21 protein-coding genes are annotated in these 21,155 nt (G+C 74.6%); 8 read left to right on the top strand and 13 right to left on the bottom strand.

The window, feature by feature from the left end; all coding sequences use genetic code 11:
• Positions 1–134 precede the first annotated feature (134 nt).
• Both FM076_RS21960 and FM076_RS34070 read right to left on the bottom strand, forming a co-directional pair.
• Positions 135–791 (bottom strand): DNA-3-methyladenine glycosylase I, encoded by a 657-nt coding sequence (locus FM076_RS21960; RefSeq protein ID WP_173872691.1) that lies wholly within the window; start codon positions 789–791, stop codon positions 135–137.
• Entirely contained in the window at positions 791–1,321 is a 531-nt protein-coding gene (locus FM076_RS34070; protein ID WP_345945154.1) for a DivIVA domain-containing protein, read from the bottom strand. Before FM076_RS34070 ends, FM076_RS21960 begins: the two co-directional genes overlap by 1 nt.
• 150 nt (positions 1,322–1,471) lie before the next feature.
• Between FM076_RS34070 and folP the strand changes: the two genes are divergently transcribed.
• Positions 1,472–2,365, top strand: coding sequence for a dihydropteroate synthase (folP, locus tag FM076_RS21950; protein ID WP_173872690.1), 894 nt, complete (start codon positions 1,472–1,474; stop codon positions 2,363–2,365).
• A gap of 25 nt (positions 2,366–2,390) precedes the next feature.
• Here folP and FM076_RS21945 read toward each other — a convergent pair whose 3' ends face one another.
• Together FM076_RS21945 and dapE are read right to left on the bottom strand one after the other, a co-directional pair.
• The gene (locus tag FM076_RS21945; protein WP_173872689.1) at positions 2,391–3,137 is read right to left on the bottom strand and encodes a TIGR00730 family Rossman fold protein; all 747 of its coding nucleotides are present in this window, start codon (positions 3,135–3,137) and stop codon (positions 2,391–2,393) included.
• Between the two features lie 153 nt (positions 3,138–3,290).
• Positions 3,291–4,370, bottom strand: a complete 1,080-nt coding sequence (gene dapE / locus FM076_RS21940; RefSeq protein WP_173872688.1) for a succinyl-diaminopimelate desuccinylase — start codon at positions 4,368–4,370, stop codon at positions 3,291–3,293.
• Positions 4,371–4,507: 137 nt separating this feature from the next.
• Here dapE and FM076_RS21935 point away from each other — a divergent pair, with 137 nt between their 5' ends.
• Together FM076_RS21935 and FM076_RS21930 are read left to right on the top strand one after the other, a co-directional pair.
• Positions 4,508–5,563: a heavy metal transporter gene (locus FM076_RS21935; RefSeq protein WP_428815168.1), complete on the top strand. Its 1,056-nt coding sequence runs from the start codon at positions 4,508–4,510 to the stop codon at positions 5,561–5,563.
• Positions 5,564–5,878: 315 nt separating this feature from the next.
• Positions 5,879–6,271, top strand: coding sequence for an ATP-binding protein (locus tag FM076_RS21930; protein WP_173872687.1), 393 nt, complete (start codon positions 5,879–5,881; stop codon positions 6,269–6,271).
• 117 nt (positions 6,272–6,388) lie between these two features.
• Here FM076_RS21930 and dapC read toward each other — a convergent pair whose 3' ends face one another.
• Together dapC and fdxA are read right to left on the bottom strand one after the other, a co-directional pair.
• On the bottom strand, positions 6,389–7,486 hold the full coding sequence (gene dapC, locus FM076_RS21925; protein WP_173872686.1) for a succinyldiaminopimelate transaminase: 1,098 nt from the start codon (positions 7,484–7,486) through the stop codon (positions 6,389–6,391).
• A 209-nt stretch (positions 7,487–7,695) separates the two neighbouring features.
• A complete protein-coding gene (gene fdxA, locus FM076_RS21920; RefSeq protein WP_016469573.1) occupies positions 7,696–8,022 on the bottom strand; it encodes a ferredoxin in 327 nt (108 codons plus the stop codon).
• A gap of 151 nt (positions 8,023–8,173) precedes the next feature.
• Between fdxA and FM076_RS21915 the strand changes: the two genes are divergently transcribed.
• Both FM076_RS21915 and FM076_RS21910 read left to right on the top strand, forming a co-directional pair.
• Positions 8,174–9,184, top strand: coding sequence for a GNAT family N-acetyltransferase (locus FM076_RS21915; protein WP_173872685.1), 1,011 nt, complete (start codon positions 8,174–8,176; stop codon positions 9,182–9,184).
• Position 9,185: 1 nt separating this feature from the next.
• A complete protein-coding gene (locus FM076_RS21910; protein ID WP_428814964.1) occupies positions 9,186–10,358 on the top strand; it encodes a transglutaminase family protein in 1,173 nt (390 codons plus the stop codon).
• Positions 10,359–10,534: 176 nt separating this feature from the next.
• Here the strand turns inward: FM076_RS21910 and FM076_RS21905 are convergent, their stop codons facing one another.
• The 5 genes from FM076_RS21905 to FM076_RS21885 all read right to left on the bottom strand — a co-directional run bounded on the left by FM076_RS21905 (position 10,535) and on the right by FM076_RS21885 (position 15,368).
• Complete coding sequence (locus FM076_RS21905; RefSeq protein WP_173872684.1) at positions 10,535–11,146, bottom strand: response regulator transcription factor; 612 nt, start codon at positions 11,144–11,146, stop codon at positions 10,535–10,537.
• Positions 11,146–12,420, bottom strand: a complete 1,275-nt coding sequence (locus FM076_RS21900; RefSeq protein ID WP_173872683.1) for a sensor histidine kinase — start codon at positions 12,418–12,420, stop codon at positions 11,146–11,148. Before FM076_RS21900 ends, FM076_RS21905 begins: the two co-directional genes overlap by 1 nt.
• Positions 12,417–13,154, bottom strand: a complete 738-nt coding sequence (locus FM076_RS21895; RefSeq protein WP_173872682.1) for an ABC transporter permease — start codon at positions 13,152–13,154, stop codon at positions 12,417–12,419. The genes FM076_RS21900 and FM076_RS21895 overlap by 4 nt, the downstream gene beginning before the upstream one ends.
• Positions 13,151–14,203: an ABC transporter ATP-binding protein gene (locus tag FM076_RS21890; RefSeq protein WP_173872681.1), complete on the bottom strand. Its 1,053-nt coding sequence runs from the start codon at positions 14,201–14,203 to the stop codon at positions 13,151–13,153. Before FM076_RS21890 ends, FM076_RS21895 begins: the two co-directional genes overlap by 4 nt.
• Positions 14,204–14,507: 304 nt before the next feature.
• Entirely contained in the window at positions 14,508–15,368 is an 861-nt protein-coding gene (locus FM076_RS21885) for an XRE family transcriptional regulator (protein WP_243274596.1), read from the bottom strand.
• 241 nt (positions 15,369–15,609) lie between these two features.
• On the opposite strand from FM076_RS21885, the gene rfbB reads away from it, so the two are divergent.
• Genes rfbB through FM076_RS21870 form a run of 3 tightly spaced genes read left to right on the top strand, consistent with a single transcriptional unit; the run spans position 15,610 to position 17,215 of the window.
• A complete protein-coding gene (rfbB, locus tag FM076_RS21880; protein ID WP_173872680.1) occupies positions 15,610–16,647 on the top strand; it encodes a dTDP-glucose 4,6-dehydratase in 1,038 nt (345 codons plus the stop codon).
• 5 nt (positions 16,648–16,652) lie between these two features.
• Positions 16,653–17,060, top strand: coding sequence for a hypothetical protein (locus FM076_RS21875; RefSeq protein ID WP_173872679.1), 408 nt, complete (start codon positions 16,653–16,655; stop codon positions 17,058–17,060).
• Positions 17,042–17,215, top strand: coding sequence for a hypothetical protein (locus tag FM076_RS21870; protein WP_173872678.1), 174 nt, complete (start codon positions 17,042–17,044; stop codon positions 17,213–17,215). Before FM076_RS21875 ends, FM076_RS21870 begins: the two co-directional genes overlap by 19 nt.
• A gap of 15 nt (positions 17,216–17,230) precedes the next feature.
• On the opposite strand, the gene FM076_RS21865 is transcribed toward FM076_RS21870, so the two are convergent.
• Positions 17,231–18,406, bottom strand: a complete 1,176-nt coding sequence (locus FM076_RS21865) for a glycosyltransferase (RefSeq protein ID WP_173872677.1) — start codon at positions 18,404–18,406, stop codon at positions 17,231–17,233.
• 144 nt (positions 18,407–18,550) lie between these two features.
• Positions 18,551–20,164, bottom strand: a complete 1,614-nt coding sequence (locus FM076_RS21860; protein ID WP_173872676.1) for a hypothetical protein — start codon at positions 20,162–20,164, stop codon at positions 18,551–18,553.
• Positions 20,165–21,155 lie beyond the last annotated feature (991 nt).

The following is a 21,155-nucleotide window of genomic DNA, read 5'->3' as shown; positions in this document are numbered from 1 at the left end:
CCCCTCGGGGCGTCCCCGCGCTCCTCCGCGCGCGGCGAAAGCGTGACAGGCCGCGCGCGACGGACCTCGCGCGACGGGCCGCACACGGCGCAGCGGCCGACGGCGGCGACTGCGGCGACGGCCGCGCGGAGGCGTCACGGGGCCGGCTGCGGCGAGGTCCCGCGGCACCAGCAGTCCGCGAGATGGTCGTTCACCAGGCCGCAGGCCTGCATCAGGGCGTAGGCGGTGGTGGGGCCCACGAAGCGGAAGCCGCGCTTCTTCAGCTCTTTGGCCAGGGCGGTCGACTCGGGGGTGGAGCCGGGGACCTCGGCGGTGGTGCGGGGCGCCCGCCGGGTGGCGGGGTCGGGCGCGTACGACCACACCAGGCGCTCCAGCTCGCCCGGCTCCCATCCGGCCGCGACGCGGGCGTTGTGGAGGGTCGCGCTGATCTTGGCGCGGTTGCGGACGATGCCGCTGTCGGCCAGCAGGCGGCGCTCGTCCTCCTCGGTGAACCGTGCGACCTGGCCGATGCGGAAGCCCGCGAAGGCGGCGCGGAACGCCTCGCGTTTGCGCAGGATCGTCAGCCAGGACAGGCCGGACTGGAACGCCTCCAGGCACAGCCGTTCGTAGAGGGCGTCGTCGCCGTGCACCGGCCTGCCCCACTCGGTGTCGTGGTACGCCGCGTAGTCCTCGGCCGTGACGCCCCAGGGGCAGCGCAGCCGCCCGTCCGGTCCGGGGAGGGCGCCGCCCTCCAGCGGCACCGGGCCGCCCGGTGCGGTGCCGCCCAAGGCCTCCTCGGTGTCGGTCGTCATCACGCCTCCCCTTCCCCGCCGGTGTTCCGCCGGCGGGTCTCCCACGGCTCGTCGCCGCTCTGTGTCCCGGCGCCGGCCGGGCCGCCGGCCCCGGGGTGCGTGCCGCGGTCCGGGGCGTCCTGTGCCCGTTCGTCGCGCGGCGGGCCGGAAGCCCGTCCGGCGACCGGTGTCCGGCCGGGCTCCGGGGCGCCCCGGCCCATGGCGACGGCCTGGGCACCGGCGAGCGCGGACTCCAGCTCCGCGATCCGCGCGTCCCGCTCCGCCAGCTCGGCGCCGAGCCGGTCGAGGATGTCGTCGACCTGGTCCATCCGGTAGCCCCGTACGCCCACCGCCAGGCGCAGGCCGGCCACGTCCGCGTGGGTGACGGGGCGCTCGGGCGGCAGCGGCTCGTCCAGCAGATCGGGCGGGACGTCGGCGAGGCCGCCGGCCGCGCCGCGGGCCTGCCTGCCCGGCTGGTCGCCGCTCCCGACGATGGCGAGCGCCACCGCGGCGACGACCACGACAAGCGAGATCAGCAGGAACACGAACACGGAACGACTCCCCGGGCGATCGCCTGAATGTGAGCAGACCCCGATCGTGCCACGGCCCACCGACAGCTATGGTCGGCGGCGGGAAATCGGTGCACGGGCCACGCGAGGGGCGGGCAGGTGGGGCACCGCCGACAGGAAGAAGGACGGTCGATGCTGCGGCTGGGCACGCGCGAGTTCGGTGACCACGAACCGGTGATCATGGCGATCGTCAACCGGACCCCTGACTCGTTCTACGACCGCGGTGCCACCTTCCGCGACGAACCGGCGCTCGACCGGGTGGAGCAGGCGGTCGCCGAGGGCGCCGCCATCATCGACATAGGAGGGGTGAAGGCCGGTCCCGGCAACGAGGTGAGCGCCGAGGAGGAGGCGCGGCGCACGGTCGGCTTCGTCGCGGAGGTGCGGCGGCGCTGGCCGGACGTGGTGATCAGCGTGGACACCTGGCGGCACGAGGTGGGCGAGGCGGTGTGCGAGGCGGGCGCCGACCTGCTCAACGACGCCTGGGGCGGGGTGGACCCGAGGCTCGCCGAGGTCGCCGCGCGCCACGGGGCCGGGCTGGTGTGCACCCACGCGGGCGGCGCCGAGCCGCGGACGCGCCCGCACCGCAGGGCGTACGAGCCGGCCGGGGACGCGGACGGCACGGGACCCAGCGGAGTCGTGGAGGACATCCTGCGGGTGACGCTGGGGCTGGCCGAGCGCGCGGTGCACCTCGGGGTGCGGCGGGACGGCATCCTCATCGACCCGGGGCACGACTTCGGCAAGTCCACGCGGCACTCGCTGGAGGCGACGCGGCATCTCGGCCGGCTCACCGAGACGGGCTGGCCGGTGCTGGTCTCGCTGTCCAACAAGGACTTCATCGGCGAGACCCTGGACCGCCCCGTCAAGGAGCGGCTGCTGGGCACCCTGGCCACGACCGCCGTCTCCGCGTGGCTGGGGGCGCGGGTCTACCGGGTGCACGAGGTGGCCGAGACCAAGCAGGTGCTGGACATGGTGGCCTCCATCGCGGGCCACCGTCCTGTCGCGGTGGCCCGCCGGGGGCTGGCCTGAGCCGCGCCGGGTACGGGCCCTGGGGCTAGCCGCCGACCTCCTTGGTGACCAGCGTGACGGCCTCCTCTATGTCGTCCGTGACGTGGAAGAGTTCCAGGTCGCGTTCGGACGCCTTTCCGGTGCCGACGACCGAGCCGCGCACCCAGTCGGTGAGGCCCTTCCAGTACCCGGTGCCGTACAGCACGATCGGGAAGCGGGTGACCTTCTGCGTCTGCACCAGGGTCAGCGCCTCGAACAGCTCGTCCAGGGTGCCCAGTCCGCCGGGCAGCACCACGAACCCGCTGGCGTACTTGACGAACATCGTCTTGCGGACGAAGAAGTACCGGAAGTTGATGCCGATGTCGACGTAAGGGTTCATGCCCTGCTCGAAGGGCAGCTCGATGCCGAGCCCCACCGAGGTGCCGCCGGCCTCCAGCGCGCCCTTGTTGGCGGCCTCCATCGCGCCGGGGCCGCCGCCGGTGATGACCGCGAACCCCGCCTCGGCCAGCGCCTTGCCGATCCGTACGCCCGCGTCGTACTCGGGCGCGTCCACAGGGGTGCGCGCCGAGCCGAAGACGCTGATGGCGGGCCCGAGTTCGGCCAGGGCGCCGAAGCCCTCCACGAACTCGGACTGGATGCGCATCACCCGCCAGGGGTCCTGGTGGACGAAGTCGGAGGGGCCGGCTGTGTCCAGCAGGCGCTGGTCGGTCGTCCCAGGCTGCACCTGGTCGCGGCGGCGCACGACAGGGCCCAGCCGTTGCTCCTTCGGCTCCCTGCCGGTCTTGTCGGTCATATACGGCGCTCCTTCCGTCAGCGATCTTCCGCTTCAGGGTATGCGGACCAAGGGGAAGGCCGTAGGGAAACCGGGCAGCCGGCGGACGGCCAACTCCTGGCCGGAAGGTGACGCCGACCAGCGGGGAAGACGCCCCCGGGGCGCCGGCCGGGGCTAGCCGGTCAGCCAGTCCCGCAGCCGCTCCTCGCAGTGGGTGATGAGCGCCACCTCGACCCGCTCGTCCCTCTTGTGGGCGAGGTTGGGGTCGCCGGGGCCGTAGTTGACGGCGGGTACGCCCAGGGCGCTGAAGCGGGAGACGTCCGTCCAGCCGTACTTGGGGAGCGGCTCACCGCCCACCGCCTCCAGGAAGGCGCGCGCGGCCGGCTGGGTGAGGCCCGGCATGGCCCCCGGCGAGCTGTCGTCCACCTCGATCTCGGCCACCCCGCACCCGGCGAACACCTCGCGCACATGGTCGAGCGCCTGCCGCTCGTCGCGGTCGGGCGCGTAGCGGTAGTTGACGGTGACGGTGCACAGGTCCGGGATGACGTTACCCGCGACCCCGCCCTCGACGCGGACCGCGTTGAGGCCCTCCCGGTACTCCAGGCCGTCGATGACGGGCCGCCGCGGCTCGTAGGCCGCGAGCCGCTCCAGGACGGGACCGGCCGCGTGGATGGCGTTGACGCCCTTCCAGCTCCGCGCGGAGTGCGCCCGCGTGCCCCGGGTGCGCAGGTGTACCCGCAAGGTCCCCTGGCAGCCGCCCTCGACCCGGCCCTCGGACGGCTCCAGCAGGACGGCGAAGTCGCCCGCCAGCCAGTCCGGACGGGCCTCGGCGACATGCCCGAGGCCGTTGAGGTGCGCGGCGACCTCCTCGTTGTCGTAGAAGACGAACGTCAGGTCGCGATTGGGTCCGGGCACGGTCGCCGCGATGCGCAACTGCACCGCGACGCCCGCCTTCATGTCACTGGTGCCGCAGCCCCACAGGAAGCCGTCCTCGTCCAGCCGGGAGGGCACGTTGTCCGCGATCGGCACGGTGTCGAGGTGCCCCGCGAGGATGACGCGCTCGGCCCTGCCCAGCCGGGTGCGGGCGACGACGTTGTTGCCGTACCGGTCGACGCTCAGGTGGGGCAGCGCCGACAGGGCCTCCTCGACGGCGTCCGCGAGCGCTTTCTCGTTCCCGCTCTCGGAGGGGAGGTCCACCAGCCGCGCGGTGAGCCGGGCGGCGTCCTGTCGCAGGTCGAGTGCGCTGTTGGGCATGGCACCACCCTACGGCGCCCGCACCGTGCCGGGCGGCGCGCCCCGGGCCGGACGCGCCCTCCTGTCCACCGGCTGCCTTCTGTCCAGCGGCTACCTTGGGGCCCGTGCCCCACTCACGACAGGACCGCCGTGCGCGTGTGCCCGACCGCACGCCCCGCCCGGCGGGCCGCGGCAGGACGCCCAGGACCGCCGTGGCCTGCGCCGTGCTGCTCGCCGTCGTCGCCTATGTCGCGGTGCGCGGGCTGACGGGTGAGGACGGGGCGGTCTGCACCGTGCGGGCCACGGGAAGCCCCTCCGGCGCCTCGCACGGCTACGAACTCAAGCCCCTGCAGGCCGCCAACGCCGCCACCATCGCCGCCGTCGCCTCCCGGCGCGGGCTGCCCGAACGGGCGGTGACCATAGCCCTGGCCACGGCCATGCAGGAGTCCCATCTGCGCAACATCGCCCACGGCGACCGCGATTCGCTCGGCCTCTTCCAGCAGCGCCCCTCCCAGGGATGGGGCGACGCCCGGCAGATCCAGGACCCGGTCTACGCGTCGGACAGGTTCTACGACCACCTGGTCGAGGTCCCCGGCTACTCGCGGCTCCCGCTGACCGTGGCGGCCCAGCGGGTCCAGCGCAGCGGATACCCGCAGGCGTACGCCAAGCACGAGGCGGACGCGACGCTGCTGACGGCCGCGCTCACCGGACGCGAGGCCGCCGCGCTCACCTGCACCGCGGGCACACTGGACCCGGACGAGCCCGGCGACCCCGAGCGTGTACGCGAGCGGCTCGCCCGGGAGTTCGGACGGGACGTCCTCACGGACGGCACCGGCGCGGTGGACACCTCCGCCCGGGGGGACGCCTCCGCGGGGAGGGGCGCCGACGACGGCACGGCGCGCCGGAGCCCGGCGCACCCGGACGCCGCGCACCCGGACGCCGCGTACCCCGCGGTGCGTAACGGGTCGGCACCGGTCGTGTCCGTCCCCGCGCGCCAGCGCCGGCAGGGCTGGGAGCTGGCCCACTGGGCGGTCGCCAACGCCGCCGCCCTGCACATCCGGCAGATCTCCTACGACGGCCGCCGGTGGAGCGCGGCCCGCTCCGCGGAGGGCTGGCGCGCGACCGGCGCCAAGGACACCAAGGACGCCAAGGGCGACGGATCCGGCTCCCGGCGCGGGGGCGGCGCCGTTCAGCTGCTGCTCGCCGGTCACTAGTGCCAGGGCTCCCCCGCGAGGGGGAAGCCGTCCACCGCAGGGGGTGCGCTTCCCCCGGGCGGCGGTCGCCGCGAGGGGTGAACGCGGCGGTCGAACATCGCTGGCAGCGGCCCGTTTCGGCTCCTCCGGTACAGGTCAACCGCCTGCGGTGAATGCCCAGTTTGGCGCACTGTGCGGCAAACCTGGATTGCCAATCCTTTACCCGCGCACCCCGCAACCTGAACGGCGTCCCGGGCGATAGGCACAGCGTCCGACCGGGCGACCCCGGCCGACATCCGCTGACAAGCCAAGACCCCTCTCCGTCAAAGGAGCACCATGTCCCACGCCCTCACGCGCCGGATCGCCCGCACCGCGCTGCTGACGGCAGCCGGCGCTGCCACCGTCGTCGGTGCCGCCGGTGCGGCCAGCGCCGTGAACCTGCCCGCGAGCCCCGTGGGCGGGCTCAGCACCGACCTGGACGGCGAGAACGTCGGCAACACCCTGGACAGGGCGTCCCGCGAGACCACCGAGGTCGCCGGCCGGGTGGGCGGCAAGGCCGTCGAGAAGGGCGTGCCCGCCGCCGGCAAGGTCCTCGGCACGACGGGCAAGGCGGCGGCGCCCGCCGCGCAGTCGCTCGCGAACGACCCCACGGGCGAGGCGACCGGTCTCGTGGGCGAGGCCGCCGGCAAGGCTCTCCCCACCCTCGGCGGACTGCCCATCGGCCGCTGAACCGGGCCGCACGCAGGCGAAGGCCGCCCGGACCCCGTCGGGTCCGGGCGGCCTTCGGCGTGTCCGGCCCCGCGGCCCCCGGCGACGGCACCGTGCCGGGCCGGCGCGCCGCCGGTGTCAGCCCTTGAGGCGGTGCACCGCGGCGGTGACGCGCTCGTCCGTGGCGGTGAGGGCGACGCGCACATGGCGGGCGCCGGCGGGCCCGTAGAAGTCGCCGGGCGCGACCAGGACGCCGCGCTCCGCGAGGTGCGAGACGGTGTCCCAGCAGGGCTCGTCACGGGTGGCCCACAGGTACAGCGAGGCCTCGCTGTGCTCGATGCGGAAGCCCGCGGCTTCGAGCGCGCCGCGCAGCGCGGTCCGCCGGGCGCGGTAGCGCTCGCGCTGTTCGGCGACGTGCGTGTCGTCCCCGAGGGCGGCGACGGTGGCGGCCTGGACGGGCTCGGGCGTCATCATCCCGCCGTGCTTGCGGATCTCCAGCAGCTCACCGAGCACGGTGGCGTCACCGGCGACGAAGGCGGCGCGGTACCCGGCGAGGTTGGAGCGCTTGGAGAGGGAGTGGACGGCCACGACGCCCTCGTGGGAGTCGCCGCACACGTCCGGGTGGAGGACGGAGACGGGGTCGGCCTCCCAGCCGAGTTCCAGGTAGCACTCGTCGCTGAGGACGAGGATCCCGTGCTGCCGGGCCCAGGCGACCACGGCGCGCAGCTTCTCGGGAGGGAGCACCTCCCCGGTGGGGTTGGAGGGCGAGTTGAGCCACAGCAGCCCGAGCCCCTCGGGGTCGAGCCGGAGGGGGTCGTCGTAGGCGACGGGCTCGGCGCGGGCGAGGCGCGCGCCGACCTCGTAGGTGGGGTAGGCGAGCCGGGGGAAGGCCACCCGGTCGCCGGGGCCGAGGCCGAGCTGGGTGGGCACCCAGGCCACGAACTCCTTGGAGCCGACGACGGGCAGCACGTTGCGGTCCGTCATCCCGCGTGCGCCCAGACGGCGCTCGCACCAGCCGGTGAGCGCGTCCCGCAGCGCCCGCGTCCCCCACACAGTGGGGTAGCCGGGGGTGTCGGCGGCCTCGGTGAGCGCACGCCGGATCAGCGGCGGCACCGGGTCGACGGGGGTGCCCACGGACAGGTCGACGATGCCGTCGGGGTGCCCGGCGGCGGTCGCCTTGTGGGGCGCGAGGCGGTCCCAGGGGAAGGCCGGGAGGCGGTCGGAGACGGGGGGCATGGGGCTGGCTCACTTTCTCACGGCCGCCCCGCACCGGCCGGGTGCGGAGCGCGGGGCGGCCGGTACGGCTGGGGCGGCCGGTGCGGCTGGGGCGGCCGGTACGGCTGGGGAAAAACGCCGCGGTCCCGTACCGCGGGCCGGGAGAACCGCTGTACGGGACCGCGCGGGAGTCACGACTCGCAGCTCACGCGTCGCTCACTCCGGCCGGCTCACTCGTCGTGTTCCTGCGGCGGGAGCGCGGCGATGAGCGGGTGGTCCTTCTCGATCAGGCCGAGCTTGCTGGCGCCGCCGGGCGAGCCGAGGTCGTCGAAGAACTCGACGTTCGCCTTGTAGTAGTCCTTCCACTCCTCGGGAGTGTCATCCTCGTAGAAGATGGCCTCGACCGGGCAGACGGGCTCGCAGGCACCGCAGTCGACGCACTCGTCCGGGTGGATGTACAAGGACCGCTGGCCCTCGTAGATGCAGTCGACGGGGCACTCCTCGATGCAAGCCTTGTCCTTAAGGTCGACGCAAGGCTCCGCGATGACGTACGTCACGCTGTCGTTCCTCCTCGTTAGGGCTGGCGGGCCGGTGCACCGGCTCCGCCGCGGGCGCGCGGGAGCGCTCTTTCGCTTCGGACGGCGGCGATGCCCACACCTAGTATCTCCGTTCCCGGACACAAGACGAACAGGAGGGGCGGGTACAGCTGTGGAATTCACCACGGGCGGACGTCTGGAGGTCCGCATCACCCCCTCCGACGTGGGGAAACGCGTGTCGGTGCGGTCGTTGACAGGTGCCTCACGAGGGCGCGGGCGGTTCACGGACACGCTCGGCATTCTCACATCCTGGACCGGTGGCGTGCTCAGGATCACGCGGCGCGATGGTGGGCAGGTCGAGATCGAGGAGGCGTCGATGGTCGCTGGGAAGACCGTGCCCCGCACGCCCGCACGCCGCCGGGGGATCCCGGCGGCCGACGTGGCGGAACTGGTCACCGTGGCGGCCCGGGGCTGGCCGCCGGCCGAGTCCCGCCGGCTGGGCGGGTGGACGCTGCGCGCCGCCGCCGGTTTCACCCGGCGGGCGAACTCCGTGCTCCCGCTGGGCGAGCCGGACCTGCCGCTGGACGCGGCCCTGGAGCAGGTCGGCGCCTGGTACCGCGAGCGCGGACTGCCCGCGCGGATGCAGGTCGTGGCCCAGGAGGACGCGCTGCTGGACAGCCGGCTGCGCGAGCGCGGCTGGCGCCAGGAGAGGCACGCGGTCATGCGGGTCGGCGCCCTGGCACCGCTGGCGGACCGGGAGGCGGACACCAGGGTCCTGCTGCACCGGGTGCCCGACGAGCGGTGGACCGCGCTCTACAACCGCGCGGCGGCCGGCGGCCTCGGCGACGAGGCGCGCGAGGTGCTGCGCGGCGGCCCCTCGGTGTGGTTCGCCACCGTCCAGGACCAGGACGCCGGCGAGGCCGCACCGCCCGCCGCGATCGGGCGGTGCGTGGTGGACGGCCGCTGGGCCGGGTTCGCCGCCATAGAGGTGGCGCCCGAGCGGCGCCGTCAGGGACTGGCGCGGGCGGTGATGGCCGAGTTGGCCCGGGCCGCGCTCGCCGAGGGGGCCTCCGCCGCCTACCTCCAGGTCGAACGGGACAACGCGCCCGCCCGCGCCCTCTACGACCGGCTCGGGTTCGCCGACCACCACGCGTACCACTACCTCCGCGCCCCGCAGGACTGAGATGGCGGGCGGGGACGGACACGACGACGGACGGCGCGAGGGACACGCCGGCGGGCGGCCGGGCCCGTGGGAGGAGTACGGCCCGCTGCGGCGCCGGTTCGCCGAGGCGGCCCGCGAGGAGCGGCCCGACCTGGCGCTGCTGTGCCTGCTGATCGGCGCCGAGGCCCAGCTGAGCCAGCCGCGGGGCCGCACGGGCGGACCGGGCACGGGGAAGACGGACGCGACGACGGCGGGCACGGGGAAGACGGAGCCCAGGACGACGGGCACGGGGAAGCCGGGCGTCAGAGGGACAGACTCGACGGGCAAGCCGGATGAGGCGGGCGAGCCCGACGCGACGGACGAGCCCGGTGAGGCGGGCAGGCCGGATGAGGCCGGTACACCGACCGGTGCGGGGGAGTCGGACGGGGCCGCGGAGGCGGAGATCGACCGCATCGTGGACGAGGGGCAGGCCGAACTCGACCGGCTGGCCGGCATGGTGCCGTACGAGCGGGGCCGGACACCCGCGCAGTGGGCGCGCGCCCTGGAACGGCTGCTGGGCGACCGGCTCGGATTCGGCGGAACCGCCTCCGACTACCAGCGGCTGGAGTCCTCCCTGCTGCCGCGGGTACTGCGGCGCAGACGCGGGCTGCCCATCCTGCTGTCCGTCGTCTGGACGGAGGTCGCCCGCCGCGCCGGCGCCCCCGTCTACGGGGTGGCCCTGCCGGGGCACTTCGTCGTCGGCTTCGGCGACCCGCCCCCGGCCGGCGCGGGGAGGGCGTCCCTGGGCGGCCATGTGCTGGCCGACCCGTTCGGGGGCGGCAGGCTGCTGGGCGAGGAGGAGCTGTCCGCCCTGGTCGCCGGGGCCACCGGAGGGGCACCGGTGACGGCCGCCTCCCTCCAGCCCGCCGGCCCGCTGGAGACGGTACTGCGCGTCCTCAACAACATCCGGGCCTGGGCCGGCCGCCGCCCCGAGCAGGTGGGGGTGCGGCTGTGGGCGGTCGAGCTGTCCCTGCTGCTGCCGCACCACCCCGGCAGGCTCCGCTTCGAACGGGCCCAACTGCTGGTGGAGCGCGGCGACTTCGTCCGGGGCGCGCGGGAGATGGAGGAGTACGCCGACGTGATCGCGGCGATGGAGCCGAACGCGGCCGAGAACATGCGCCGCGCCGCGCGGGCCGCGCGGGCCCGGCTGAACTGAGGGCGGGGGCCCGGTGAGGGCGGGGCCCGGCCTGGCTCGTGCTGTGAGGGGGTGGCCCTCGCTGTCCGTCGCGGGCCGCCGGGCCGTGAGCCGCCGGGCCGCGGTTGGTGGCGGGGCACGCCGTTCCTCGCGCCCCTGACGGGCCACGCCCGCCCCCCTGTGCCGGGTATCCGGTTCTACAGCCAGCCCTTGTCGCGCGCGATGCGGACCGCCTCCGCGCGGTTGCGGGCACCGGTCTTCTGGATGGCCGTGGACAGGTAGTTGCGGACCGTCCCATGGGACAGGTGCAGGGCGGCGGCGATCTCGGCGTTGCCCGCGCCCGCACGGGCGGCGGCGAGCACATCGCGCTCCCGGTCGGTCAGCGGACTGGCGCCCTGGGCGAGCGCCGCGGCGGCCAGCCCCGGGTCGATGACGCGCTCGCCCGCCAGCACCCGGCGTACGGCGTCGGCGAGTTGGGCCGCCGGGGCGTCCTTGACCAGGAAGGCGTCGGCCCCCGACTCCATGGCCCGCCGCAGATAGCCCGGCCTGCCGAAGGTGGTGAGGATGACGACCTTCAGCGCCGGGTGCGCGGCCCGCAGGCCCTCCAGCGCGTCGAGCCCGCTCAGCCCCGGCATCTCGATGTCGAGGAGCGCCACGTCCGGCTGGTGCGCCGCCACCGCCGCCACGACCTCGTCGCCCCTGCCGACCTGGGCGACGACCGCGAGGTCCGGTTCCAGGCCCAGCAGCGCGGCGAGTGCCTCGCGGACCATCACCTGGTCCTCGGCCAGCAGCAGTGTGATCACGCGCATCAGGGTACTGAGGGCACCGTGGCCGTCAGGGTGAAGCCCCCCGCGGCTCCGGCGGAGGTGATCAGGGAGCCGCCGACGAGGGCGAGCCGCTCCCGCAGCCCGCTCAGCCCGTTGCCCTCGCTGCCCGCGCCGGAGGGCCCCTTGCCGTCGTCGGCGACGGTCAGACGCAGCCGGTTCCCCTTCCGGCCGTCTCCGGCGCCACCGCCGTCCCGGCTGCCACCGCCGTCCCGCATGCCGCCGACGGTGCTGGTGGTGCCGGTGGTATGGCTGTCATCGGTGGTGCCGGTGCCGCCGCTGGCACCGGTTTCCAGGGTGACCGTGCAGCGGGCGGCGCCGCTGTGCCGTACGACGTTGGTGACCGCCTCGCGCAGCGCCCACGCGAGGGCCGCCTCCTGGTCGGGCTCCAGCCGCTCGTCCGGCGGCAGGAGGGGCAGGTCGGCGGTGATGCCGGCTGATTCCAGCGCGGTGCGGGCGCCCGCGAGTTCGACGGCGAGGGTCGCGCGGCGGTACCCGCTGACGGCCTCGCGGACGTCCACGAGGGCCTGTCTGCTGACGCGTTCGATGTCGGCGACCTGGGCTGCGGCCAGCTCCGGCCGGCCGGGCAGCATGCGCCCGGCCAGCTCGCTCTTGAGCGTGATGAGGGAGAGCGAGTGTCCCAGCAGGTCGTGCAGGTCGCGGGCGAGCCGCAGCCGTTCCTCGCTGGCCGCGAGCTGGGCCACCACGGCGCGGGCCTCCCGCAGCTCCCGCAGCGTGCGCACGGTCTTGCGGGCGGACATCAGCGCGAACCCGCCGAGCAGGCAGGGGACGACCAGCGAGGTCCACGCGCCCCACCAGGGGCGCGCCCCGAAGTGCGTGCCGACCGCCGCCAGGGCCAGCACGCACGCCCCCACACCCCACACCGCCCGCGCCGCCGGGAGCACGGCGCCGGTGGCGACGGCGACGTAGACGAACAGCACGAGCCAGACCTCGCCCGCCGTGAGGGAGAGGACCAGGGCGAGGACGTAGAGGACGCCCAGGAGGGTGTGCACGGCACGGCCCGGCAGCGGGGTGCGGGTGTGCCGGTAGACGAGGCCGGCGTAGGAGGCGACGAAGCACGCCAGCCCGGTGGCCGCCGCCGCGACCGCGGGTGCGCTGTGGCCGCCCGCCCACAGGTCCCGTACCGGTCCGCCGAGGAAGACCATCCAGACCGCGATCATGACGGCTTTGGCCCACTTCTGGCGTGCGGTCTCGGTGGTGTCCCCGACGAGCGGGACCTGGAGGGGAGCCCGTGTCATGCCGTGCGTGTGTCCTTCCGGTAGAGCCAGGCGGCGGCTGAGGCGAAGAGTACGAGATAGGCCAGCAGCAGCCCGGCGTCCCCCGCGTGCGGGGCGTCCCCGGCCTCGACCGCCTGGCCGAGCGCGATGTAGGCGTGGGTGGGCAGCCACTCGCCGATGTCCTGCACCCAGCCGGGCAGGCTGGAGGAGGGCAGCCACAGCCCGCCCATGAAGGCCAGTCCGAAGTAGCACAGCATGGTGATCGGCCGGACCGCGTCCCCCGTGGCCAGGTAGCCGATGGCCACGCCCAGCGCGGCGAAGACGAAGCTGCCCGCCCACGAGCACAGGGCGACGGCGACCCACTGCCACGCCTCCAGGCGCACCCCCATCACCGCGGCGCCGGTCACCAGGACGAGCAGGATGGAGGGCAGGCTGACGGTGGCGGCCGAGGCGATCTTCGCCGTGACGTAGCCGCGTCCCGGCAGCGCCGTGAGCCGCAACTGCCGTACCCAGCCCGTCTCCCGCTCCTTGGCGATGCGTTCGCTGTTGCCCATCAGGACGGCGGTGATCGCGCCGAAGGCGGCCATCGCGACCATGTAGTAGAGCTTCATGTCGATGGCGAGTCCGGGCATCTCCGCGGTGGAGTTCCGGCCGGCGATGATCAGGTACAGCGCGGGCGGATAGATCACCGAGAAGAACATGAACTTCTTGTTGCGCAGCGTGCGGGTGATCTCCAGCCGGACGAGGGTCTTCACTTGGTGGCCGCCTTGTGGTGTGCGTTGTCGGTGGTGGGGGTGGTGGTGCCGTGCGGGGCTGAGGACGGTGCGGAGCCGGTCCACTCGCCCGCCTGCCCGCCACTGCGCTCGCCGGTCTGTTCGCCGCCCTGTTCCGCGCGGGAGGTGAGGGCGACGAACGCCTGCTCGAGCCCCAGTCCGGTGACCTCCAGCCCGCGCGGGTAGAGCCCCAGCGCGTAGAGGGCGTGCACGGTGGCGTCCGCGTCCGACGAGCGCATCCGTACGGCGGCCCCGGCCAGCTCCACCTCGCTCACCCCGGGCAGGGCGCGCAACTGGGCCTCCCGTATCCCGTCGGGCACCGCCTCCAGCGTGAAGCTCACCCGGCGCACCCCCGCCAGGGCCTTGATCTCGGCCGCGCTGCCGTCGGCGAGCAGCCGCCCGCGGTGCAGGACCAGCACCCGGTCGGCGACCTCGTCGGCCTCCTCCAGGTAGTGCGTGGCGAACAGCACGGCACGGCCCCGGGCGGCCTGGGACCGTATCGCCGACCAGAAGGAGCGCCGCGCAGTGACGTCCATGCCGGTGGTCGGCTCGTCCAGGACGAGCAGATCGGACGCGCCCGCGGTCGCCAGCGCGAACCGCACCCGCTGCTCCTGGCCGCCGGAGAGCTTGCCCACCGTCCGCTCGGCGATCCCGGTCAGCCCGGCCGCCTCCAGCACCTGGTCGACGGGGTAGCCGCGCGGGTGCAGATCGCAGGCCAGCGCGACCAGTTCACGGACCCGCACCCCCTCCATCAGACCGCCGGACTGCAGCATCGCGCCCACCCGGCCGTCGGTGACCGCCTGCCGCGGCGTCGTGCCGAACAGCCGCACCCGGCCGCCGGGGTCCGGATTGCGCAACCCGAGCAGCAGGTCGAGCGTGGTGGACTTGCCCGCCCCGTTGGGGCCCAGAAGGGCGACGGTCTCACCGGGGTGGATGCGGACGTTCAGGCCGTCGAGGGCCCGAACGGCGCCGTAGGTCTTGCCGGCCGCGGTGAACTCCACCGCGGGCGCCGTTCCGTGCGTCGATGTCATGCCCCCAGACTCCCTGGTCAGCCCGGTCCCGCGGCAGTGTCGGCCGTCGTGAACCGAAGCTGACAGATGTCACATGCACCCACATGACACCCACGCCCCCCACCCCACTCCGGCCACACGAGGGGGCGCCCCGCGCGGTGGGCGGTTTCCCCGTGGCCGTCGCATGCACCGGGCACCCCATATGGCTGCCCCGGACCCCCTCGGCCGAGCTGCCGATCGACCAGGCCTGGCACAAGGTACGCATCACCGCCGGCGTACTCACCGTCGTCTCCTCCGCCCGCGCCCGCCCCGGGTGGACGAGGAGTCAGGCCGAGAGGGCGCCCGTGCGGACCGCGAACTCCCGTACGCCGGGTACGCGCGCCGGGGCGTAGAGAAGATCGGCGGTCAGTGCGCGGAGCGCCGGCCGCCTCACCTCCTGCGGTGCCTCCTGCTCGACCCGCCGCAGCGCGGCGAACGTCTGCTTCCCGTCCCGCAGGGCGTGCCACATGCGGGCGGTGTCCGTCCAGGCGCGGGCGCGGCGCTCCGGCGTCGGCATGCTGTCGATGGTGATCCGCCGCGCCACCTCGATGCCCTCGTCCGGAGTGCCGAGCGCGTTGAAGACCCCGATGCGGTAGACGTCGACCTGCGTGCGTGTCGCATCGACAGTAAACAGGCCGGAGGGCACCGCGGCTTCGCGGCGCGTGGTCTCCTCCTCGGCCGCACCGAGGAGATCGAGAGCGGCGGTACGGTCCCCTCCGGTTGCCGCGCTGTACGCCGCGGTGAGCATGAGCGTAGTGCGGACCGCGGCCGTCTGCGCCTGCCCCGTATCCAGTTCCTGCGCCTCACGGGTGAGGTGCCTGACAGCGGAGGGACAGTTCCCCGAGCGGCGCATCGTGATCGCCAGTACCCGGGATGCCTCGCCGATCGGCACCGGGTGGCCGGAGGCACGTGCCGCGCTCAGCGCCCGGTCGGCGGCGGCCCAGGCCGCGTCACTGTGCTGCTTGAGCGCCAGCTCTGCCGCGAGGACGTACGCGCGAGCGAGGGCAACGCCAGCCTTCTCCCGCTCATGCCCGCTCGCCTCATCCCAGGTCGCCGAGGCAGCGGCGAGGAGACCGGGGAGGACGCGGCCGAGGTCGGTGTACCGGGCGGCGCGGAAGTCCGCGCGCGCACTCGCCGTCTCCTGCACCAACCGAGCCAGCGGCACCGAGGGGCGGGACGACGACCGTAGCGCCAACCCAAGGGCGCCGGGAGGGGCGTACGGGCGCACACCGTATGCGGGCCTCGCACGCCGTATGCGGAAGCAGCCCGGGTGCCTCCTGCCGTCCGGCCTCAGCGCTCATGGTGAGTCACATCAGGCCGATCGACTTGGCAACTCCCAACGGCGCGGTGAACGCCGACGCCGTCTCCTTCCCTCCAGGGAGGCATCCATGGAACACATGCTCGTGACCGGCGGGGCCGGCTTCATCGGCTCGCACTTCGTGAAGCGCATCATCCGCGCGGAGGACATCACCACAGTGACCGTCCTTGACGCGCTCACCTACGCCGGCCGCATCGAGAACCTCGGGACGGCGTTCCTCAGCGAAAAACTGACCTTCGTGCAGGGCAACATCCTCGACGCAGAACTCGTGGACGAGCTGATGGCCACGCACACCGCAGTCGTGCACTTCGCCGCAGAGTCCCACGTCGACCGTTCCTTCTTCGCCGCCGGCGCGTTCCTGGCGACGAACGTACACGGCACGCACACGCTCCTCGACGCCGCGCTGCGGCACAAGGGGCGAAAGTTCGTGCACGTCTCAACGGATGAGGTCTACGGCCCGCTGCCTGAGGGAACGGCCACCGAAGAGTTCCCGTTGCGCCCGTCCGTCCCCTACGCCGCGTCGAAGGCATCCAGCGACCTCGTCGCCCTCTCGTACTGGCAGACGTTCGGCGTGCCGGTGTGTGTGACGCGCTCCTCGAACAACTACGGCCCGTACCAGCACCCCGAGAAGATCATCCCCTTGTTCCTCACCCGCCTGCAGCGCGGCGAGCCGGTCACCCTCCATGGCCGGGGTGAACACGTCCGCAACTGGCTGCACGTCGAAGACAACTGCGCCGGCATCGAGGCGGTGCTGCGTGGGGGCGCCCCCGGCGAGGTCTACAACCTCGGCGGCGGCACGGATCTCACCAGTCGGGAGCTGACGGATCACCTCCTGCGCATCTGCGGCGCGCCGGAGGAGGCGGTCACCTACATCCCCGACCGGCCGGCGAATGACCTGCGGTACTCGATCGACTCGACGAAGGCCGCTACCCAGCTCGGGTACCGCCCCGAACGCCGCTTGGAGGACGGGCTCGCCGAGACCGCGGAGTGGTACCGCCGCAGCCCCGACCGGTGGGCGCCGCTCGTGCGCAATCCGCATGCCGCCCGCCCACCTCGCGCCGTCCCGGACGCGCCGTCAGCCCTTTTCGCGGTCCCCTCAGGGCGGTGACTGGCATGCCGAAGCGCATCCTCGTCACCGGTCTCGGTGGAGCCCCCGGTTTCGACCTTGCCCGCTCCCTCCAGCGGCTCGGCTGCAAAGTCCTCGCGGCCGACTCGAACCCGCACGCGCCCGGGCTCCTCCTCCCGGAAGTCACCCCGCACATCCTCCCCCCGGTGACGGACGCGGCGTACCGCGCCGAGATGCTCCGCCTCTGCGCGAAGGCCAGGCCGGACGCCGTCCTCTCAACCGTCGAGCGGGAACTCCCGCGGCTGCTCGGTCTCCGCCGACCGCTCGCGGATCTCGGTGTCACGACCTGGCTGCCATCCCGGGAGGCGGCCACGGCGTGCGGCGACAAAGCTCGGTTCGCCACAGTTCTCACCGAACACGCGACACAGTCCTCGCCATGGACACCGCGAACCTGACCACCCTCCGCGGCCTCGCCGACAAGGCGACCGCACCGAAACTCACCCTGTACCTCGTAGACCGGGACGTCCCCGACCCCTGGGGCAAGGAGCCGGATGTCTTCGCCGACGTCGCCCGTCTCATCCAGGACGGCGCCCCTCGACACCTGCCGTAGAACAGGCCGGGCCGGTCAGCCGGACGCGGCGGACAGGAGCACGTCCACCAGCCTGTCCGCCGCGTCCGGGCGTCCGTGGGAACGGGCCGCCTCCGCCATGCCCACCCGCCGTGCGGGGTCCGTGAGGAGCGGTCCGAGAGCGGCCCGCAGCCGGTCCGCGGTGACCTCGCCCTCCAGCGCGATGGCCGCGCCCGCCTCCTGCAAGTGCCGGGCATTGTGGGCCTGTTCGTTCCCCGCCGAGGAGGCGAGGGGGACGAACACGGCCGGCTTGCCGAGCGCGGTCAACTCCGCGAGGGTCCCCGCGCCGCTGCGCGAGACCACGACGTCGGCGAGCGCCAGGACATCGGGCAACTCCGGCCCGACGAACCCCGTGAGGTGGTACCGCCCGGCGAGGTGGGCCGGGAGACCGGCCGCGCCCGCGCGCAGGCTCTCGACGTTCCCCGGCCCGCACTGGTGCACCACGTTCGCCCGTTCCAGCAGCCACGGGAGGGCGTCCCGCACCACGTTGTTGATCTGCTGCGCACCCTGCGCGCCGCCGGTGACGTAGAGCGTCGGGAGCCGCCGGTCGAAGCCGCTCAGCCCGAGCGCGGCGACCGCCTTGTCCGCGTGCCCGCTCAGCACCTCCGGCCGCACCGGGTTCCCCGTGACGACCGCCGCGGACCGTACCGCCTCCGGGAGGAGCGGCAGCGACGACTCCGAGGACACCGCGATCCGCGTCGCGGACCCGGCGAGCTTCCGGTTCGCGAGCCCGAGCCGGACCGTCTGCTCGTGCAGCACCAGCGGGACGCGGCACAGCCGGGCAGCGAGGCCGGCCGGGACCGCGACGTACCCGCCGGTCGCGAGGACGACATCCGGCCTGAAGTCGCTCACCGCCTTCCGCGCCTGGGCAACACCGAGCGGCACGCGCGCCATGTCCTTGACGTTCGCCGGGGAGATCATCTTGAGCGGATTGGCGGAACGGCGGATCTTGCCCGTCGCGACCGTCGTGAAGGCGATGCCCTCCGCGGGGGCGACCCGGGCCTCCAGCCCGTCGGGGGTGCCGATCCAGAGGACGTCGAGCGCCCGGCCGTCGGTTGCCAGCCGGGCCTGCAACGTACGGACCGCGGTGAGCGCCGGGTAGGTGTGACCGCCGGTACCTCCCCCCGTGACGAGCAGACGGAAGGAGCGCGGGGGACGGGTGGCATCGTTCACGCCGGGCACCCTACTGGCCCGGCAGCCCGCCGGAGGAAGATTCCGGACGCGCAACCGCCCCACTCCGCCCCACCCGAAGGGGCGCCCCACCCGAAGGGGCGCCCCGCGCGGTGGCGGGGCGGCCCTTCGTCCGGTTCGCGGGCCTCAGCGGGAGACGGCTCCGGGGACCTCGGCGACGCGCTGTGCGGGCTCGGGCGGGGCCTTCTCGCGCAGGGCCTGCACCATGGCGGCGGCGGCGTGCTCGGGCGTCATCTTCACCGTGCCGGCGCCGCCCTTGACCACCACGTTGTCGAACGCCGAGCCGTAGGTCTCCTTCAGCTTCGCCGGGTCGATGACCGGCTGGAGCCGCCCGCTGTCGCCGGCCGCCCGCATGGTGAGGAAGGTGCCGATGGTCTTCTGGCTGAAGGGCACCTTCACGTCGCCCGCCTTGAGCCACACCCAGCCGGACATGGCGGTACGGCCGAAGCCGTTGACGGCCTTGTCCAGCTCCGCGTCGGTCACCTTGGGCCTGCGCGTCGTGCCGGGCAGCTGCACCGGCTCGTTCCTGCCGGTGGTGGCGCGCCGCTCGAACGCCTTCTCCAGCGCGGCGGGCGCCTTGCCGATGTCGGCGGCCTTGTGCGGTGTGCCCTTGACCGCGACGGCCTTGCCGCCGGTGAACCTGACCATCCCCTCGGACGGCGACTTCCCCTCGGCCTTGGCGAGCACCGGCCGCAGCGCCGCCCGCACCTTGGCGTCGTCCACCTTCACCGCCGGGTCCGCCTCCCGGGACCGGCCGAAGAGGGAACCGATGACCGAGACCGGGTTGTAGTCCCGGCCCGCCGCCGCGCGCACGGTGGCCTCGGTGTCGAGGGTCACCCCCGCCACGCCGGGTTTCAGCTCGGTCAGGCCGCCGGCCGTCTTGATCCTGAACGGTTCCTCCGTCCGGTCCCCCAGCTCGGAGTCCAGCTTGTTGACGGCCTCGTGCCTGGTCAGCCCGCCGATCTCGACGCCGAGCACCGTGGTGCCCTTGGGGACGTCCGCGTGATCGAGCAGCAGGCCCGTGCCGTAGGCGACACCGAGGACGACGACGACCGCGGCACCGAGCAGCGCCGGCTTGGAACGCCCGCTCCTGCGTGCCGGTTCGGCGGCCTTCTTCCCGCCCTTCTTCCCGCCCTTCTTCTCGCTCTTCGTCCCGCTCGTCGGCCCGTCCTTCGAGCCCTGGGAGCCCGTGGCCGGGGCGGGGGACGACGGGCCGGGCGGGGGGGCGGCGGAGCCACCGTCGGATCCGGGCCGGGGGACGCCGCTGACCATGGTGTCGCTCGACAGCGGCGCCCCGCCGCCGGGGGCCGCGGCGTCGGGCGCGAACGGGGAAGGACCGGTGCCCAGGCCCAGCGTCGAGGCCGCGGGCGGCTCGTCCGCGGGTCCACCCGGCCCGCCCGGCGCACCCGGCCCGCCCGCAGCAGCACCAGGACCGGCACCCGCACCGGCACCCGCACCCGCACCCGCACCCGGCACGATCGGCGTACCGGCCACCGGGGTGTCAGCGGGGCCTGCCCCCGGTCCGCCGGGGCCGTGGCCGGGGACGCCCGGCCCGAAGTCCGCGCCGGCCCCCGGCACATGGCCGCCGGGGCCGTCGGTGGTGCCGTTGCCGGGTCCCCGGTCGTAGGCGTCCGGCCCGGTGCCGCCCTGGCCCGCGCCGTAGGCACCGGCACCGGCTTCGGCACCAGCACCGGGGGCGGAGAGCGGTCCGGGAGCGCCCGGGACCGAGGGCAGGGACATCTCGCCGGTGGCCGGTCCCGTGGTGGGGCCCCGGGGCCGCCCGGGTCGATCCGGGGCGCCCCTCGGCGGGGGTGTCCATCGGGCCGGCGGCGCCCGGGAACGCGGGTGCCGTGCCCGGCAGTCCGTGCGTGCCCGTGGTCTCCGTGCCGTGGCCGGAAGCGCCTCCGGCCCCCTGGGGCGACGGCGAGGACGGCGGGGCCGAGGAGGCCGGGGACGAGGGCGTCGCCGGGGACGGCGGGGCCGAGGAGGCCGGGGACGAGGGCGTCGCCGGGGACGGCGCCGACGAGGACGAGGAGGCGCTCCGCGGCGGTTTGCGCGGCGCGAACCAGTCGCTGGTCTGCTGGGTGAACTTCTCCTCGGACCCGGAGTCCCCCTCGGCACCCTTGCCGCCCGCGCCGCTGCCACCCCCGGAGGCCGCGGAGGCGGAGGCGGTGCCCGGGGCGGCCGGAGCGGCCGGGCCGGCGGGAGCGGCCGGGGACGTGCCGCCCGGGCGCGCGGCGGGCGAAGGGGACGCCGCGGAGGCGCTGTTGCCGCTGGTGGCCCGCTTGCCCGCGGCGAGATCGGGGGCGGGCTTGTCGCTCTTGGCGGTGCCCTTGTCGGCTCTGCCGGGCTTGCCCCCGTCGCTGTCGTCTCCCACCGGGGTGCGCATCACCACGGGCGGGATCGGCCGTGACCCGGGGATGTTGATGCGGATGCGGGTGGTGAGGGTCGTCTCCGTCTTCGGCTCGTCCGCCTTCGCACCGGCGGCCGGGTCGGCTCCGCGGCCGGCCTGGTCCGCGCCGGGGCCCGAGGCACCGTACGGCTCCGTCCCCGAGGGGTACGACGAGGTGCCGTGCCTCTTGGGCCCGGAGGACGAACTGTCAGTTTCACGACTCAAAGCAGGTACTCCCGGATGGATTCGCCGTCTTCCCGTTGGCCCGAAGGCGGCTCGCCGGCGGCACCACTGTACTGGGGGCACCGGGCAGGGGCCCCGCGACCACGGAATCGTCCC

The organism is Streptomyces albus subsp. chlorinus (assembly GCF_013302895.1).
GTDB lineage: Bacteria > Actinomycetota > Actinomycetes > Streptomycetales > Streptomycetaceae > Streptomyces > Streptomyces chlorinus.
This window is presented reverse-complemented; position numbering and strand designations above follow the sequence as displayed.

Coding starts and splice junctions, on each gene's coding strand:
- FM076_RS21960 (WP_173872691.1), bottom strand. CDS start 791: ATGACGACCGACACCGAGGAGGCCTTGGGCGGCACCGCACCGGGCGGC.
- folP (WP_173872690.1), top strand. CDS start 1,472: ATGCTGCGGCTGGGCACGCGCGAGTTCGGTGACCACGAACCGGTGATC.
- FM076_RS21945 (WP_173872689.1), bottom strand. CDS start 3,137: ATGACCGACAAGACCGGCAGGGAGCCGAAGGAGCAACGGCTGGGCCCT.
- dapE (WP_173872688.1), bottom strand. CDS start 4,370: ATGCCCAACAGCGCACTCGACCTGCGACAGGACGCCGCCCGGCTCACC.
- FM076_RS21930 (WP_173872687.1), top strand. CDS start 5,879: ATGTCCCACGCCCTCACGCGCCGGATCGCCCGCACCGCGCTGCTGACG.
- dapC (WP_173872686.1), bottom strand. CDS start 7,486: ATGCCCCCCGTCTCCGACCGCCTCCCGGCCTTCCCCTGGGACCGCCTC.
- FM076_RS21910 (WP_428814964.1), top strand. CDS start 9,186: ATGGCGGGCGGGGACGGACACGACGACGGACGGCGCGAGGGACACGCC.
- FM076_RS21905 (WP_173872684.1), bottom strand. CDS start 11,146: ATGCGCGTGATCACACTGCTGCTGGCCGAGGACCAGGTGATGGTCCGC.
- FM076_RS21900 (WP_173872683.1), bottom strand. CDS start 12,420: ATGACACGGGCTCCCCTCCAGGTCCCGCTCGTCGGGGACACCACCGAG.
- FM076_RS21890 (WP_173872681.1), bottom strand. CDS start 14,203: ATGACATCGACGCACGGAACGGCGCCCGCGGTGGAGTTCACCGCGGCC.
- rfbB (WP_173872680.1), top strand. CDS start 15,610: ATGGAACACATGCTCGTGACCGGCGGGGCCGGCTTCATCGGCTCGCAC.
- FM076_RS21875 (WP_173872679.1), top strand. CDS start 16,653: ATGCCGAAGCGCATCCTCGTCACCGGTCTCGGTGGAGCCCCCGGTTTC.
- FM076_RS21870 (WP_173872678.1), top strand. CDS start 17,042: ATGGACACCGCGAACCTGACCACCCTCCGCGGCCTCGCCGACAAGGCG.
- FM076_RS21860 (WP_173872676.1), bottom strand. CDS start 20,164: ATGTCCCTGCCCTCGGTCCCGGGCGCTCCCGGACCGCTCTCCGCCCCC.